At 44.8% G+C, this 14,285-nt stretch carries 18 protein-coding genes; 3 read left to right on the top strand and 15 right to left on the bottom strand.

Translation table 11 applies throughout. The annotated features are described in order from the left end of the window. Window positions 1–52 precede the first annotated feature (52 nt). Both FKN16_RS11525 and FKN16_RS11520 read left to right on the top strand, forming a co-directional pair. Window positions 53–430 (top strand): PH domain-containing protein, encoded by a 378-nt coding sequence (locus tag FKN16_RS11525; protein WP_005396583.1) that lies wholly within the window; start codon window positions 53–55, stop codon window positions 428–430. A gap of 10 nt (window positions 431–440) precedes the next feature. Further along, on the top strand, window positions 441–659 hold the full coding sequence (locus FKN16_RS11520; RefSeq protein WP_170892747.1) for a DUF6500 family protein: 219 nt from the start codon (window positions 441–443) through the stop codon (window positions 657–659). On the opposite strand, the gene FKN16_RS24550 is transcribed toward FKN16_RS11520, so the two are convergent. The 9 genes from FKN16_RS24550 to fliD form a co-directional block, all read right to left on the bottom strand. Continuing rightward, on the bottom strand, window positions 656–943 hold the full coding sequence (locus tag FKN16_RS24550) for a hypothetical protein (RefSeq protein ID WP_031780567.1): 288 nt from the start codon (window positions 941–943) through the stop codon (window positions 656–658). The genes FKN16_RS11520 and FKN16_RS24550 overlap by 4 nt on opposite strands. 78 nt (window positions 944–1,021) lie before the next feature. After that, the gene (locus tag FKN16_RS11515) at window positions 1,022–2,014 is read right to left on the bottom strand and encodes a flagellar motor protein MotB (protein WP_170902726.1); all 993 of its coding nucleotides are present in this window, start codon (window positions 2,012–2,014) and stop codon (window positions 1,022–1,024) included. Further along, complete coding sequence (motA, locus tag FKN16_RS11510; RefSeq protein WP_005396580.1) at window positions 2,014–2,871, bottom strand: flagellar motor stator protein MotA; 858 nt, start codon at window positions 2,869–2,871, stop codon at window positions 2,014–2,016. The genes FKN16_RS11515 and motA overlap by 1 nt, the downstream gene beginning before the upstream one ends. 10 nt (window positions 2,872–2,881) lie before the next feature. Further along, the gene (locus FKN16_RS11505; protein ID WP_005396579.1) at window positions 2,882–3,610 is read right to left on the bottom strand and encodes a FliA/WhiG family RNA polymerase sigma factor; all 729 of its coding nucleotides are present in this window, start codon (window positions 3,608–3,610) and stop codon (window positions 2,882–2,884) included. Window positions 3,611–3,622: 12 nt separating this feature from the next. After that, complete coding sequence (locus FKN16_RS11500) at window positions 3,623–4,123, bottom strand: flagellar basal body-associated FliL family protein (protein ID WP_005398533.1); 501 nt, start codon at window positions 4,121–4,123, stop codon at window positions 3,623–3,625. Window positions 4,124–4,145: 22 nt separating this feature from the next. Continuing rightward, window positions 4,146–5,219, bottom strand: a complete 1,074-nt coding sequence (locus FKN16_RS11495) for a flagellar hook-length control protein FliK (protein WP_170902725.1) — start codon at window positions 5,217–5,219, stop codon at window positions 4,146–4,148. Further along, window positions 5,216–5,536, bottom strand: coding sequence for a hypothetical protein (locus tag FKN16_RS11490; protein ID WP_005398525.1), 321 nt, complete (start codon window positions 5,534–5,536; stop codon window positions 5,216–5,218). The genes FKN16_RS11495 and FKN16_RS11490 overlap by 4 nt, the downstream gene beginning before the upstream one ends. Beyond that, window positions 5,520–5,906 (bottom strand): flagellar export chaperone FliS, encoded by a 387-nt coding sequence (gene fliS, locus FKN16_RS11485; protein WP_005375014.1) that lies wholly within the window; start codon window positions 5,904–5,906, stop codon window positions 5,520–5,522. The genes FKN16_RS11490 and fliS overlap by 17 nt, the downstream gene beginning before the upstream one ends. Before the next feature lie 19 nt (window positions 5,907–5,925). Beyond that, window positions 5,926–7,263 (bottom strand): flagellar filament capping protein FliD, encoded by a 1,338-nt coding sequence (gene fliD / locus FKN16_RS11480; protein WP_170902724.1) that lies wholly within the window; start codon window positions 7,261–7,263, stop codon window positions 5,926–5,928. Window positions 7,264–7,677: 414 nt separating this feature from the next. Here fliD and FKN16_RS11475 point away from each other — a divergent pair, with 414 nt between their 5' ends. Beyond that, complete coding sequence (locus FKN16_RS11475) at window positions 7,678–7,965, top strand: hypothetical protein (RefSeq protein ID WP_053807552.1); 288 nt, start codon at window positions 7,678–7,680, stop codon at window positions 7,963–7,965. A 59-nt stretch (window positions 7,966–8,024) separates the two neighbouring features. On the opposite strand, the gene lafA is transcribed toward FKN16_RS11475, so the two are convergent. From lafA to fliQ, 6 genes are all read right to left on the bottom strand, one after another. Continuing rightward, a complete protein-coding gene (gene lafA, locus FKN16_RS11470) occupies window positions 8,025–8,897 on the bottom strand; it encodes a lateral flagellin LafA (protein ID WP_046875749.1) in 873 nt (290 codons plus the stop codon). Window positions 8,898–9,201: 304 nt separating this feature from the next. Then, entirely contained in the window at window positions 9,202–9,972 is a 771-nt protein-coding gene (locus FKN16_RS11465; RefSeq protein WP_046875750.1) for an EAL domain-containing protein, read from the bottom strand. 19 nt (window positions 9,973–9,991) lie between these two features. Then, on the bottom strand, window positions 9,992–12,082 hold the full coding sequence (flhA, locus tag FKN16_RS11460) for a flagellar biosynthesis protein FlhA (protein ID WP_006741984.1): 2,091 nt from the start codon (window positions 12,080–12,082) through the stop codon (window positions 9,992–9,994). 31 nt (window positions 12,083–12,113) lie between these two features. Next, window positions 12,114–13,241, bottom strand: coding sequence for a flagellar biosynthesis protein FlhB (gene flhB / locus FKN16_RS11455; RefSeq protein WP_006741983.1), 1,128 nt, complete (start codon window positions 13,239–13,241; stop codon window positions 12,114–12,116). Further along, a complete protein-coding gene (fliR, locus tag FKN16_RS11450; protein WP_006741982.1) occupies window positions 13,238–14,014 on the bottom strand; it encodes a flagellar biosynthetic protein FliR in 777 nt (258 codons plus the stop codon). The genes flhB and fliR overlap by 4 nt, the downstream gene beginning before the upstream one ends. Then, window positions 14,014–14,283: a flagellar biosynthesis protein FliQ gene (gene fliQ, locus FKN16_RS11445; protein ID WP_005375036.1), complete on the bottom strand. Its 270-nt coding sequence runs from the start codon at window positions 14,281–14,283 to the stop codon at window positions 14,014–14,016. Before fliQ ends, fliR begins: the two co-directional genes overlap by 1 nt. Between the last annotated feature and the right edge of the window lie 2 nt (window positions 14,284–14,285).

The following is a 14,285-nucleotide window of genomic DNA, read 5'->3' as shown; positions in this document are numbered from 1 at the left end:
CTGTGTATCTGCTACGTTGAGTTTGTTCGCTATCAACTAAAAAGGAATGACTATGATCGATTTCGACAATTCATCAGTGTTTAAGCTTAAGCCCATTGAGGTATCAAAAGTTAGGGAAGATTTTCACAAGTTTCTTATTGATGGCGAGTCGGTATTTGCGGGCTTTAAAACGGTTCGCGACCAAGTGGTGTTTACCAACAAGAGAGTGATTGCGGCGAATGTGCAAGGGATTACGGGCTCAAAAGTGGATTACACGTCGCTGCCTTATAGCAAGATCAATGCATTTTCTATCGAGACGTCTGGTACCTTTGACTTAGATTGTGAAATTGAGTTCTTCATGAGTGAGGTGGGAAGAGTACGCTTTGAAATTAAAGGTTCGTTTGATCTGATTTCTTTCAACCGTATGGTTAGTGAGTATGTACTAGCGTAAGGGAATAGAAATGAGAGCTTCATTGAGAGACAAAATAATAGAGGTCTGTGACAAAAAGATCGAAAGCAAAGGTGAGCAGGTTGGGCTCTCATTTTATGCGTTTTTCGCCAACAAAAATGATGATCCTGAACAGTTGATGGAGGCGGCTACGTGGTGGATTCAGACTCATCAGCTCGACCACTTCGAGAAAGCATTAAAAATCAAATCAATGGTGGAGTCTGGTATCTAAATTAAAAAAAAGAAATAAAGAAAGCAGACAAATGCCAACAACGTCGCGGATAAAACAGGGTAGATAATATAAGAGTCCTGTTTATTGGTTCTTTGAAAGCACAGAGAAACGAGTAAGACGTTGTAGACGACGAGCAGCATACTAATCATGGTCCCACTGTTAAGCGTTAAACTGGACAGCTGAGTTAAGAAAAACGCCAATAAAAGGTAGTCGAAGACAATTAACCATAAAAAGGCTTTCTTCAATAGATCGCGTTTTTTGTTTTCGGATGGTGTTATGTGCATATAGAACTCAACTAAAAAGTCACAGTAACAGAGGTTTCAGTTAGAAAGGTCACCATTAGGTGAGGTGACCTTTTGAGGTTATAATTCTTGAATATTTACTTCGTTGGTGGCCGTATCACCCGAGTAATTGATGACTTCTTGTCGAATGACTGGTTGGTTAAATTCGGCTTTATCTTTCGCTTTTTGCAGTTCACTTTCTTGGTGGTTACCAAAAAGAGTTTCGAGTACTTTGGCTGCTGGCGTCGTTAAAACGAACAGCTCGATACGGCGGTTTTCGCTTGAATCTGGTTCATCAGGGTTAAGCAGAGCTCTATCCGACATGCCTGTGACCTGCATGACGCGATCATCCGGCATGCCACCTTCAACCAGCGTATTTCTTGCGACATCAGCTCGAGATGCAGATAGTGCCCAGTTTGATTGACGACCAAAGCGTTTTTTAAATGGAATCGCATCCGTATGTCCGCTGATGATCAGTGGGTTGTTCACACGCTGAAATACAGGCGCAAGTGCAAGTAATAAGTCTTCGAAGAAAGGGGTCAGCTCTGCGCCACCACGACTGAACATATGCTGTTTGTAATCATCTTGAAGGACGATACGTAAGCCTTGTGGGGTCACGGTGACGTTGACATTTCCTTGTGCGTTAATCTGAGCGGTCATTCGTTCAATGACTTTCGCCAACGCTGCAAGTTGCTCCTGAGTATCGAAGTTACCAGGAATCAACGAGTCGATTTCTGGCCCATCGCCGTCACCTCGAAAGTATGAGCTTACCACGTGGTTGGAATTGTGTTGACTTGGCACAGAAGAGTCCTGTGCCAAGTCAATAGGAGAGATACTTTGTGAAGTATCAAATGGATTACCGTAACTCTTGTCGAATACGCTTGAGCTATGTAAGTGGGCGACAATTGCTTTACGCTCTTCTTTGTCTACCACTTGCATAACCCAAAGCACAAGAAACAGCGCCATTAGGGCGATCATGAAGTCAGCAAACGCGACTTTCCACGCGCCGCCATGAGGTTCATCATGGCTGTGTGCTTTGGCACGTTTGAACACTACATGCTCTTGTTTTTGCATTATCCCTCCTGTTCAGCTAACCACTTCTCCATTTGGTTGAATGTTGGTTTGATGTCTAGCTGAATATGTTTACGACCAGCGTCAATGGCGAGCAATGTCGGCTTCTTCGCTACGTAGGCAACCAAGGTTGCGCGTACGCATTCAAAAGCCGTCATATTACGTTTTACTCGCTGAGCCATGGCGTTACTTAGTGGGTCTAAACCACAGTAACAACCGAAAATACCAATGAATGTACCTACGAGAGCTGCTGCAACGTGATAACCAATCATAGCGATTGAGCCATCAATGGCCTGCATGGTGATAATGATGCCACCAACTGCTGCAAGAATACCGAAGCCAGGTAGTGCTTCTGCTGTACGCTGTAGTGAGCGTGAAGGCAAAAGCATTTCGTTTTGGATAGCTTCAATTTCTTGCTCTAGCAGTCCCTCTAATTCATGAGGCGACATTTGTCCCATTGCCATTAAACGTAAATTATCAGTAATGAAAGAAATTAGGCGATGATCCTCTGCAATCGTCGGGTAAGCGAGAAACATAGAGCTCTGTTCTGGCGACTCAATGTGAGAGTCGAGAAACTTATAACCACGGTTGCGCGCTGTCTCAAGCAAGTTATTGAGCAGCGCCATTAATTCCATGTAGTACTCATGTTCTTCTGTCGGGCCTTTGATGGTTGCAGGCACTTGGCGACGCATTTCTTTCAGTACGTGAGGTGGGTTACCGATGATCAAAGAACCAGCAGCAGCGCCAATGATGATAAGGAATTCGGCTGGTTGCCAGATAGCGCCTAAGTTACCGCCGGCCCACATGTATCCACCGAAGACGCACACCAGGATAGTGAGGACTCCAAAAAACTTTTGCATCTTGTGACTCCTAAGAGGACATTAATTGGTTGAGTTGTTTCAGCGCTTGTTTGTGAAGCTGACATATACGAGGTGGTGTCAGATCCAATACCAGAGCTATTTCGTGTAAGTTGAGTTCATGTTGATAGAACAGAGTAAGCAGCAATTGATCACGCTTCGGCAATTTGCCTAAAGCGCTATCTAAACTACGACGAATATGCTCATGTTCCATGCCATCATATTGCCCGCCAATATAGCTATCACCACTGCTTTCCATCAGTTGGTCAAGGCTTTGCATCTCTCCCGCAAGGGCGGCATTTTGGCGGTTGTAATAGTCCTGCTCATTCGTCCCCAAGGCTTGGATGATTTCTGCATCCGTAGGCATCCGACCTAAAGAGCGTGTGAGATCTCGAGTCACGTCGTTGAGTTCGTGAGCCTGTTGGCGAGTTTTACGTGAGCGCCAATCTAGCCGGCGCAATTCGTCTAAAATTGCACCTCGAACGCGACACACGGCAAAGGCAGGGAAATGAGGATCGTCAACATCGCCGTATCGGCGTCCAGCTTCAACTAGAGCGATAAGGCCAATTTGCTGCATATCTTCAATACTACAGTGAGAAGTGGCATGAACACGTAGCTGGTTAACGACGCGTTTCACCATAACTTGATGACGTTGCAGCAGTGCATTTTCGTCAATTGGGCGTGATGGCGTCGTCACTTCCTCTTCTGTGGTATAGGTGTCTTGTATATTCATGTCTAACATGGTTGTGCTCCGTTATTGCACAACATATTTAGTCAACAAAACATCGTCGATTTCGCGAACGATGTCTGTTTTAGCAAAAGCCAGTAAAAGCGTTTGTTTTACTTCGTTTTGCAGAATATCAATGGCACCCGCTTGCTGTAACTCATCAAATGTTTTGTCGCTAAACAATTTTAATAATGAGTTTTGTACCATTGGCATGTACTCATCAATGTCTTTGATGCGCTCAGGACGGCGTGTTTCAATTGCTAGTTCTAGCATGACAAAGTGAGTCTGTTTTTTACCTTTCACGGTCAAAACGACTTTGTCTAAAGGATGGAAGCTAGGACCTTTGCTTGTCGGTTCTTCTGTGACTAAAAATGACAATGGAGAATCATCGATCAAGGAACCAGAGTCAGGTGACTCTTGAGCGTGTTTGTTTAAGTACCAGATTCCGCCCATAATCGTGGCGGCCGAAACGAGGGCGCTGGTGATGATCATGGCGATAAACAGGGCGATCATTTGTTGTTTGGTCATAACCTTTTTCCTCGAGGATTAACTAGGCTTGAGTGTTCAGCCAGTGTTCTGAATAGTTTGTTGTTGTGGTTTGGAATGCACCAGATTCTCGTGCTGCGAAAATAGTGGCGTCTTCTTCATTTGTATGTTGGTCATTGCGACTCTGGCTTTGATCAGAGCCCACGTTGACATCGACATGGACGAAGTTCTGCTCTTGCAGTTCTGTGCGTAGACGCTCAGACACTTGCATTAAAGCTTCTCGTGTTGCGGCTGTATTGGCATTGATGTGCACGCTTAGTCGGTCGCCTTCAACACGTACAAGTAAATCCAGCTTACCTAAATCCGGTGGGTCGAGGCGGATTTTGGCTTCTTGTACATTTTGTTGCGCTTGAAGAGTCACACGGTCATGCAGAACTTGCATCATTTGCTCTCCCCATTTCCCAGCACTGGTGTCAACGCGCACAGCCGCCCACTCAGAGCCTTGAGTTTGAATATTACTCGTGGCAACGGCGGTGTTCGGGGCTTGTGGCGTTGGTGTTTGTCCTTGGAGTGGTGAGGCCGTTGGTTGCCCTTGAGCTGGTTGACTCAATAGGGTCTGAAAGTCGGCATTGGAGATTGATAGGCGCGAGTTCGATGACATCGGTTGGCTTTGGTGCACCTCTTGTTGCTTTAGATAGGTGTTTAGCAAGGCGTTATTTGAGTCTTGTGTTGTAGACTTGACGTCGTTAGCTACCGATAAAGGCGGAGTTTTTCCGAACTGACCCGACTGCTTTTCTGCCATAGTGAGCATACTCTGGGTTAGAGCCTGAGCTTGCATAGCAAGATCAGGTGATTCTTTTGAACCCAGTGTACTTGTCAGGTGAGCATCTGCTTCAGAAGCCGAGTGTTCGTCAGTATCCAAACCACGAGCATGCGCTTTTTCTTCGCTGTCCAAAGCTGGAGCGGTAAGGTAAAAACTCGGCACGGTTGAAGCTGAGGAAAAACCTTGGCCGTCATATTGGCTATGCTCAGACATAGGGTTATGAGAAAAACCGTGTACAGCTCTTGCTTGTTTTATGTTGCCTTCATGGCTAGGTGATGCATTGCCGGATATTTGAGTTGAAGGAGATACGATCATTGAGTTAGCTCCATGGTCATCGCTAATTGATAGGCCATAGCGCGCTCTTGATGGTCATTGACCATATTCATCTCTTTTTCTAACTCGTTCTTTGATTTTTCTAATCTAGCGAATGCATCAGCATGAACGGTTTTGGCACGTTGAATTTCAGGTGCAAGCTTAGGATCCTTCAAAAAAGGTTTGTGACTGATCAATAGCTCTCGCAACTGCAAGTCATAGCGCTTAAGCGCATGCCAATCTGCTGTTTTTGTAGCGAATTGGATGAGCTGAGATAAATGACGAAATCGCTCTGGCGACACTTTATGCTTGTTGTCCAAAATTCATCCAACCTTCACGAATGTTACCCATTACACGCTCGACATTAACCAAGCGATTCGCATCGTTCTGCACGCTGGCGTAATAAAGCTCAACTTGGCAGAAGTCATACAGCTGGCGTAAGTTTTCAGCAATTTCGCCACCATTCTCATCATCTAGAGCGCTTGTGAGCCCAATCAAGATGTTCATGCATTTGTTGATTCCGTTACCTTTCTCAGCCAAGCGATTCGCAGCCAAATGGCCACGAATACGTTCAACTTCATCAAGTAAGCCATCGATCAACATAATGACTAATTGGTGTGGGTTTGCTGCTGCCGCTTGCGCGTCGAGATCGACTTGTTGGTACGAGTCATAGCCAGAGTCCATAAGCATGAGATATTCTCCTAAAGCCTTAGCCAAACATTGACATGGTTTGGTTCATTTGGGTCATTAATGTATTCATTTGAGTGAACTGTTTTAGGTAACGCTTGTACGACATGTCGTATTTACGCTCTAAAGTAGTTTGTTTATCTGAGATGCGATCAATGTTTGCTTGTAGCGATTCTTTACGAGATTTGAACGCTCCAGAAGAGAATTTGAGGAATGGTTCGACCATAGCATCAATAGAGTCGAGTAAAGCGCCGTCGCCATTGAACATCGCTTCCAAGCCCGCACCGTTGTTTTTTTGTGCCTCGGCAAACTTTTCTTGGTCCACTTTCATTTTGCCATTGCGGTCCAATGTCACACCGATTTCGCTCAAGCGCATGCCGCCGTGCTCACCTCGAACCAGGCTGGTTAACTGGCTTTCAATCGAACGCATAGTTGGATCGCTTGCCAGAGCGCCTCGCTTTTTATCTTCGCCGCCGATTTGCGTGTGCTCATCAATCGCAGATATCAATGTGTTGTAGGCTTCTACGAACTTATTGAGCTGCTCTTTTGTTGCTTCGTCGTCAGCTCCGATACCTAAACCAATAGCGGTTTCTCCTGAGGTTTGAGCCTTGGTAACGGTAATATCTACGCCATCGATAACACCTTCAAACGTATTGTTTGAGTTTGTTAGTTTTAGCCCAGTTCCTTCTGCTCCTAACCAAATCACAGCATCCTGTGGAGCACTTATCTGATTGAGGTTTGTGAATGCATCTTCAAACCAGGCTTGGCCAGTACCAGACGCCGATACGTTGATTTGGTTAGCAACACCAGTTTCAGTGCTTGAAAGCATAAAGTGAGTCTGGCCGTTTGAGCGCACTAAGGTTGCATTTACACCTGGGTTATCGCTGTCGTTATTAATTGCAGTCGCTAAGTCACTTATTGTTGCTGTACCATCACCGTCGGTATCGACTGTTGATAGATCAAGTGTCATCGTTTCACCGTTGATGGTGAATTCGAGAGTTCCTGAAGTCGGAACCTCTGTAGTGGCGTCAAGGTCTGCAGGCATGCCTGTAGAGACTTGATGTGATGTTGCAACTTGTTCAACGAAAATCTGGTAGCTACCGGATAGCGCTTTTGCGTCAGCATTAGCTGTAAAGTAACCTTCTTGAGAAATGCTTGTTGAGTTTTTAATGATGCTGCTAGTACTGCTGTTCATCTCTTTGAGAGCAGTTCGGAACTCACGCATTGCACTTTCAACTTTGCCCAAGGCAGATAACTGAGATTGGTATTTATCGGCTTGTAGCTGATAGCGCTGTTTAAATGGTTGAACGTCGTACGTTGCCAACTTAGTTGCCATGGATATTGGATCTAATGAACTCACGAGCTTATTCCCTCTCTCATCGGTAATTGGCGTAACTCTATGCCTGGAATATATGTCTTATCGCAAGATACGTGCCCAATTGAAATGGGCTTTTAAAACATAAGCTTACGATGTTATCTGGATTTGAGAGGAAGTAGATTTTCCACCTAGTGTGTTCCGCCTTCCTCTAGAAAACATCTAGTGTTTCCTTATAAGACAAGGCGACTAAAAAACTAAATTATTTAATCCACTTTAGGGGGGAGGGAGTTTAAGTAAACTATCAATAGTGCGGTATTTTAGGTTCTTCCTGCTATTTTATTGGGACTATTCCTACATAGTGGGATGTCGCTTTTTGGTATCTTTAACTTGGTATGTATTTGGTGTTTGAAGATATTTTTCCAACGTTAGTTTAACACTTAGATAAGAACGGCAGAAATGAATGAATTTGTTTTGCGACTGATGAAATGTGCTCGATCTTACGAAACGTTTATTAGTGCTAAGTTACTGAGCAAACAAAATATTAATTCAGATGAACTAGCAAGTATCCTACAAGAAGCGATATCCAAGTTCCCTGAGTTGAAAACATATCAGCAAGGACAGGGAAGCGAGACAGTTGAGTTGGAGCTATTTAATAAAGTGCTTCATAATATAATGCGGAAAATAGGTTTTAGAGTACCGGAAGAGCAACGTGGGAATAAAAGCTATATTTATATTCGCAGGTGATAAAAAAGCCTCCTATAGGGAGGCTTTTTATTTTGGTATATTTTATTTCTAGTTCGTTATTAACGAAGTAGAGACATTGCCATACCAGGTAGCTGACTAGTCTTAGAAAGAACGGTCGTACCAGCTTGCATTAGCATTTGGTTCTTAGTCATGTTTGAAGATTCAACTGCGAAGTCTGCATCTGTGATACGGCCTTTCGCTGCAGAAGTGTTTTCAACCATGTTACCTAGGTTAGTCATTGTGTGCTCTAGACGGTTGATGTTTGCACCTAACGCAGAACGTGCAGTACCGATTGCACCTAGAAGACCAGCTTCACCAGTCGCACCAGTTAGTGCTGTCATTGCAGTTTGCGCGTTTGCTGCAGACGTTAGGTCACCTACTGCTAGAGCACCAGCAGTACCAACAGCAGTGTTGATTGCTTGAACTTGACCAGAAACGTCGACTGATAGTTGTTCACCAGCTTGCGTACCGATTTGGAAAGTAACAGCAGCTTGCTCAAATTGACCAGCACCATCTAATAGAAGCTTGTTACCACCAAAGCTAGTAGAAGACATGATGTTAGCAAGTTCTGAACCTAGTTGTTGGTATTCTGCGTTTAGTGCTGTACGGTCGTTTGCAGATAGAGAGCCGTTTGAAGCTTGTGTTGCAAGGTCGTTCATACGGTATGTGATGTTTGTCATCTCATCCATTGCGCCTTCCGCAGTTTGCATCATAGAGATGCCGTCCTGTGCGTTACGCATCGCTACGTTCATGCCACGAGTTTGAGATTCAAGACGAGTAGCAATTTGTAGACCCGCAGCGTCATCTGCTGCTGAGTTGATGCGGTAACCCGTGCTTAGACGCTCCATCGCGGTGTTTAGAAGACCGCTTGTGTTGTTCAGAGTGTTTTGAGTTACAAGCGATGCGTAGTTAGTGTGCATTGATAAAGCCATCTTAGTCTCCTTAGTTAGTCACTATATCTTTCAGGCCTCGGGATATTCCCTAGTCACTAACTAGAGGCGGTCGGTCAGCTTTAATGATTAATTTGAAAATTAAAAAATTCCTAAAAAAGATCAAAATTGATGATTTTTAGTGACTTGTATTCCATGAAAATACAGATATAACATCAAATAACCTGAATAAGCCTGACTTAATCGGGGAAGCAGTCATCTATCAATATTGTCGTTCTTCGTTATAAATAAAAAAACAGCGCGAATAATTCGCGCTGTTTTATAAAGATTAATAGTTAGGATTCTGTCATTCCTCACCAAAAGATTGAAAAGAGAGGGAGGTCGGGATGTCACTGAAATAACCAAAGTAATAATTGGCCCCTAACAAGCGATAGCGGTTTAGCTCTGTTTGGCTCGCTACCCGCCCGGCTACCCAAGGGTATTTGTGCTTTCTTAAGAACTTAGCAATCGGTAGGAAAGCATGTCTTTCTTCTTTATCCTCTAACGTGACTGATAGTTTGATCATATCGGGACTAAAGTCAGCGACTCGTTCGAAGTTCACTTGTGATGTCGCGACTTCAAACCAAAGTGAGTAGGCGTTTTCTCTTAACTTCTCTATCAGCGCTGAGACTTTATCATAGGCGCATAGCGTTTTGTCTGCTTGAAGAGAAGGAATCACATGTTGAAAAGCGGAAGAGTGAAACTGAATCATCTGTTCGAGAAAGTATATGCCTGGTTCCCATAGTAATGCGTCAATTCTTATCGGCACGACGACGTTACTGATTAAGTCGGGGTGAAAGGCTTCTAGCTGAAACTGTGTTTGTCGCAATGCGAGATAAAGGCTGAACAAATCTAGGCAGTACTGCATTTGTTCAGAGAGTTCGAATTGATAGACGCTTTGTTCGCCACGCGTGCCAAATCTCAACGTCAGGTGTTGGAATTCTACCTCTCCTGATTGAGTCTCGCGAATGGCTTGGCACGCGTGTTGAATGTCATTGTGCTTTAAAGCATCAAATACTAATTGATCGTCATCCGTGACGATATGTTGTACTGCGAGACCAACCAAATGTTCGTACATCGCATGTGTTGAAATAAGATTAACCAAGGTTTCCTACCACATTGATTTGTTTGTTTTCTGGAATTTCGTTGTAAGACAATACTGCCAGTCCTTGCGTAAATGTGCGTGCGTAACGAGCCAGAAGTGGACGTAACTGAGGCATAACGAGAAGAATCGGAGGTAATCCCTGTTGTTTGAGCTGTTGTCTTATCAGTGGCAAGTTTTGTTGGAACTGACCAAGAATATTCGGCTCAATTGGGAAGCTGTCTAACATTACTGTACCAGAAGATTGTGCTTGTTGTAGCGAAGTCAGTAGCATTTGTTCTAGTTCATCAGAGAGAGCATAGACATTTAATTCGTTTTTCTGTCCCGCGATCAGGTTTACGAGCGTGCGTTTTAGTGCGCAACGCACATCAGATGCCAGTAAAATCGGGTCTTTAGTGTTTTCCGCAGATTCCAACATTGTGTTAGCAATCGTACGAATATCTTTTAGTGGCACTTGGTCTAGTAACAACTGGCGATATACTTTGAGTTGCTGCGCAGGGTTAAGTGCTGCGGCTAGGGCTTCGGCTAACTTCGGTGCTTGCTGTGTCAAACGTTGCGTCATGGCTTCAACATCGTCGTGCGTAAACAACTCAGCAAGGTTTGTTTTCATTATCTTGCTAATATGAGTCGCGATGACCGTGCCATCATCGACCACTTGATAACCCATGTTCAGCGCTTTCGCTTTGTCTTGATGTTCAATCCACACTGCTGGTAATTGGTAAGCAGGATCACTGCCCAAAATACCATCTACTTCACCGTACGTTTCGCCGACTGCAATCGCCATCAAACGTTCTGGCTCGATAAAGCCTTGTTCGATCACTTCGCCATTGAGAGAAATTGTATACTGATTCGGTTTAAGGCTTAGGTTGTCTCGAATACGTACCTCTGGTAATAAAAAGCCGACTTGTTCAGATAGGTTACGGCGCACACCGCGAATACGCTGTGATAAAGGTGCACCTTGTTCTTTGTTGACTAGGTGAACGAGACGGTAACCCAGGGAAAGTGACAACGTTTGAACATGAGGAATATCTTCCCACGTAAGTGGTGTATCGTCCTCTTGCATGGCTTGTGAAAGTGCTTCGACCTCCTCGATTTGGGAGTCTTGCACGGGCTTTTTCGTTTGACGCCAACCCGCGAAAGCTAAAGCACCCGCGAAAGCAAAAAAGGCCAAATGTGGCATGCCTGGTACCATGCCTATCACAGCCATGATGCCTGCGACGGTAAACAGTGTCGCCGGGGTTGCCAGCAATTGTTTTTGCATGGTTTCCGACATGCCATTATCGCTATCATTAATTCGCGTAACGATAATCGCTGCAGCCGTTGCCAATAGAAGTGACGGAATTTGAGCTACTAAGCCATCACCGATTGTAAGTAGTGCGTAGGTTTTAAAGGCGTCAGATGCTGCGAGTCCATGCTCAAAGACGCCGATGCTGATACCACCAATGATGTTGATAAACAGAATCAGCAAACCAGCGATAGCATCGCCTCGCACAAACTTTGAGGCACCGTCCATCGAGCCATGGAAATCGGCTTCGTTAGCGACTTCTTTACGACGCAATCGAGCGGTTTCCTGATCGATAAGACCGGCATTTAAGTCGGCATCAATCGCCATCTGTTTGCCCGGTAAGGCATCCAAAGTAAAGCGCGCAGACACCTCAGAGATACGTTCGCCACCTTTGGTAATTACGACGAAGTTGATGATCATCAAGATAACAAACACCACCATACCAACGACGTAGTTACCGCCAATAACGACTTCACCGAACGCTTGGATGACTTTACCTGCCGCATCCCCCCCATTATGTCCTTCTAGGAGTACGATTCGTGTGGAAGCGACGTTTAGTGTAAGACGCAATAATGTCGCGACTAACAAAATCGTTGGAAAAACTGAGAAGTCTAATGGTCGCTTTGCGGTAGTGCTGACCAGCAATACTAGGATTGCCAAGACGATATTGAAGGTAAACAACGCATCCAATAGCAGGGGAGGCAAAGGTAAAATCACCATTGCCAAAATCATTAGCAAGACAATTGGAATGCCAATGTAGCCTTTGGTTGATGTTTGAAGTTGTTTTAACCGGTTAAGCATACTTTCGTGTCCTTGGATAAACGCGGGTTAATCAGTGCTGCAAATGTTTTGGAATCGAAAAATGAGGCAAAGGAGTTGGCTCTTTTCCTTCACCTTTACGGAAGGCTTTCAATTGCAAAACGTACGTAAGAATATGTGCCACGGCAATGTACAGTTGGCTTGGGATTGCTTGTTCAATCGCTGTGGTGTGATAGATCGAACGAGTCAACGGTGGTGAGTTGATGATCTCCACCTTGTTTTCTCGGGCGATTCGTTGAATGTGCATGGCTGTTTCGTCTACGCCTTTTGCAACCACAAATGGAGCATCAGAAAGTGAAGGTTCGTACTTCAGAGCGACAGCGTAGTGAGTTGGGTTAGTGATGATCACGTCAGCCGTTGGTACCATCTTATCGATTTTACGGCGTGCAAACTGCTGTTGAATTTGACGGATTCGCTGCTTTACTTCTGGGCGGCCTTCGTTATTCTTGAATTCCTCTTTCAGCTCTTGTTTGGTCATACGCAGCTCTTTTAGGTGCTCCCAACGTTGGTAGGGAATGTCTACAACACCAAATAACAATAACGCAAACCCCATCAACAGTAAGCCTTCAAAGAGAATAGACATCACCAGCGAAAAGCCTTGGCTTAAAGGTAAGTTTTGCATACCTAGCAGAGGCTGTAAGTGGTTGTCTAAATAGCCATATAAGATGCCGAAAATAACGGCTACTTTGAACGTGGACTTTAATAGCTCAACCACTGAGCGTGTCGAAAAAATGCGCTTTATCCCACTTAAAGGATTAATTTTGCTCAGCTTTGGCATAACGTTCGCCGGACGGAACATCCAACCGCCTAGTACAAGGCTGCTACCACAGGTCACGATAATAATGACGGTAAACAACGGTAATAACATGTCGATGATTACCGCTAAACTTTGTCCCAATTGCTCGACAAGCTGTTTCGGGTTTTCTAGGTCGGCTCGCGTCAGCATCATGTTGTAGCGAAAAATACCTGACATACTTTCCCAAATGCTATTGAGCTGAGAGTAAAAGTAGAGCGCTACCGCTAGAAATATCACCGCAGTAGTAAACTCTTTTGCACGAGGAATTTGTCCTTCCTGACGTGCTTTTTTTACTTTCTGCGGCGAGGCTTTTTCAGTTTTGTCCTGAGACGATTGATCGCTCATGCGCCCCCCAACATAAAGTTACTCAAGTGTCTGATGGTGTCGTGCACAAGCGCGGTGTAGCGACCCGGCACACCAGACACTGAAATTAATACGCTGAACAGGCCAAGAAGCATCGTCATTGGAAAGCCTAACGCATACACGTTGAGTGAGGGGGCGGCGCGATTCATCACACCAAAACTGATGTTGGCTAAGAGCATTGAAACAATAGCAGGCAGCGCTAGTGCTAAAGCAGAGGCAAACATCCAACCGAAAATATTTACAACGCCTTGCAGAGAAAGCGATGTGATGCCAGAACCGACCGGCCACACGACAAAACTTTGAATCACGATATCAATGACGAGCAAGTGTCCTTCTAGCGCGAGAAATAACAAGGTTGAAAATATAAGAAATATGCGGCCCAAAATGGCGACAGAAAGTCCGTTGATAGGATCATTCATCATTGCCATACCCAATCCCATTTGCAGAGAAACGACCTGACCAAGCATGGTGAAAACGTTAAAGAGCATGTGCAAAATTAGCCCAAACATCACGCCCCAAATCGCTTGCTCAAAAGCAAGGAATAGAGACGTCATGGAGAATAATTCGACTTGTGGCATTGGTGGCATCAATGGTGCGGTAATCACGACGATCGAAAGTGCCAGTAAGGTACGGATCCAAACGGGAATGATTGCATCACCAAAGAAGGGCATCGAAATAAATACAGCTCCCACACGAAAAAACGGCCACCAGAGTTGACCGAGTATCGCTGAGAGCTCTGCAAATGTGATGGCCATTAGCCAATCATCCCCGGTATGTTGTGGAATAAGAAATCAAACAGTTCCATGATTTTTCGGAGCATCCAATGACCCGCAAAAATCACCATCAATAGCGTAACGAGCAAACGTGGTAAAAAGCTGAGTGTTTGCTCGTTGATTTGTGTGGCGGCCTGGAAAACGGCGATACACAAACCGACAATTAAGCCAGGAACAACCAGTACCGCAACCATCAAAATGATCAGCCATACTGCATCGGAAAATAACGTTACGGTTAGTTCAGGGGTCATAG

It is taken from the genome of Vibrio sp. 11-4(1) (genome assembly GCF_013048625.1).
GTDB lineage: Bacteria > Pseudomonadota > Gammaproteobacteria > Enterobacterales > Vibrionaceae > Vibrio > Vibrio diabolicus.
The sequence above is the reverse complement of the archived record's forward strand: the minus strand, read 5'-3'. Positions and strand labels throughout refer to the sequence as shown.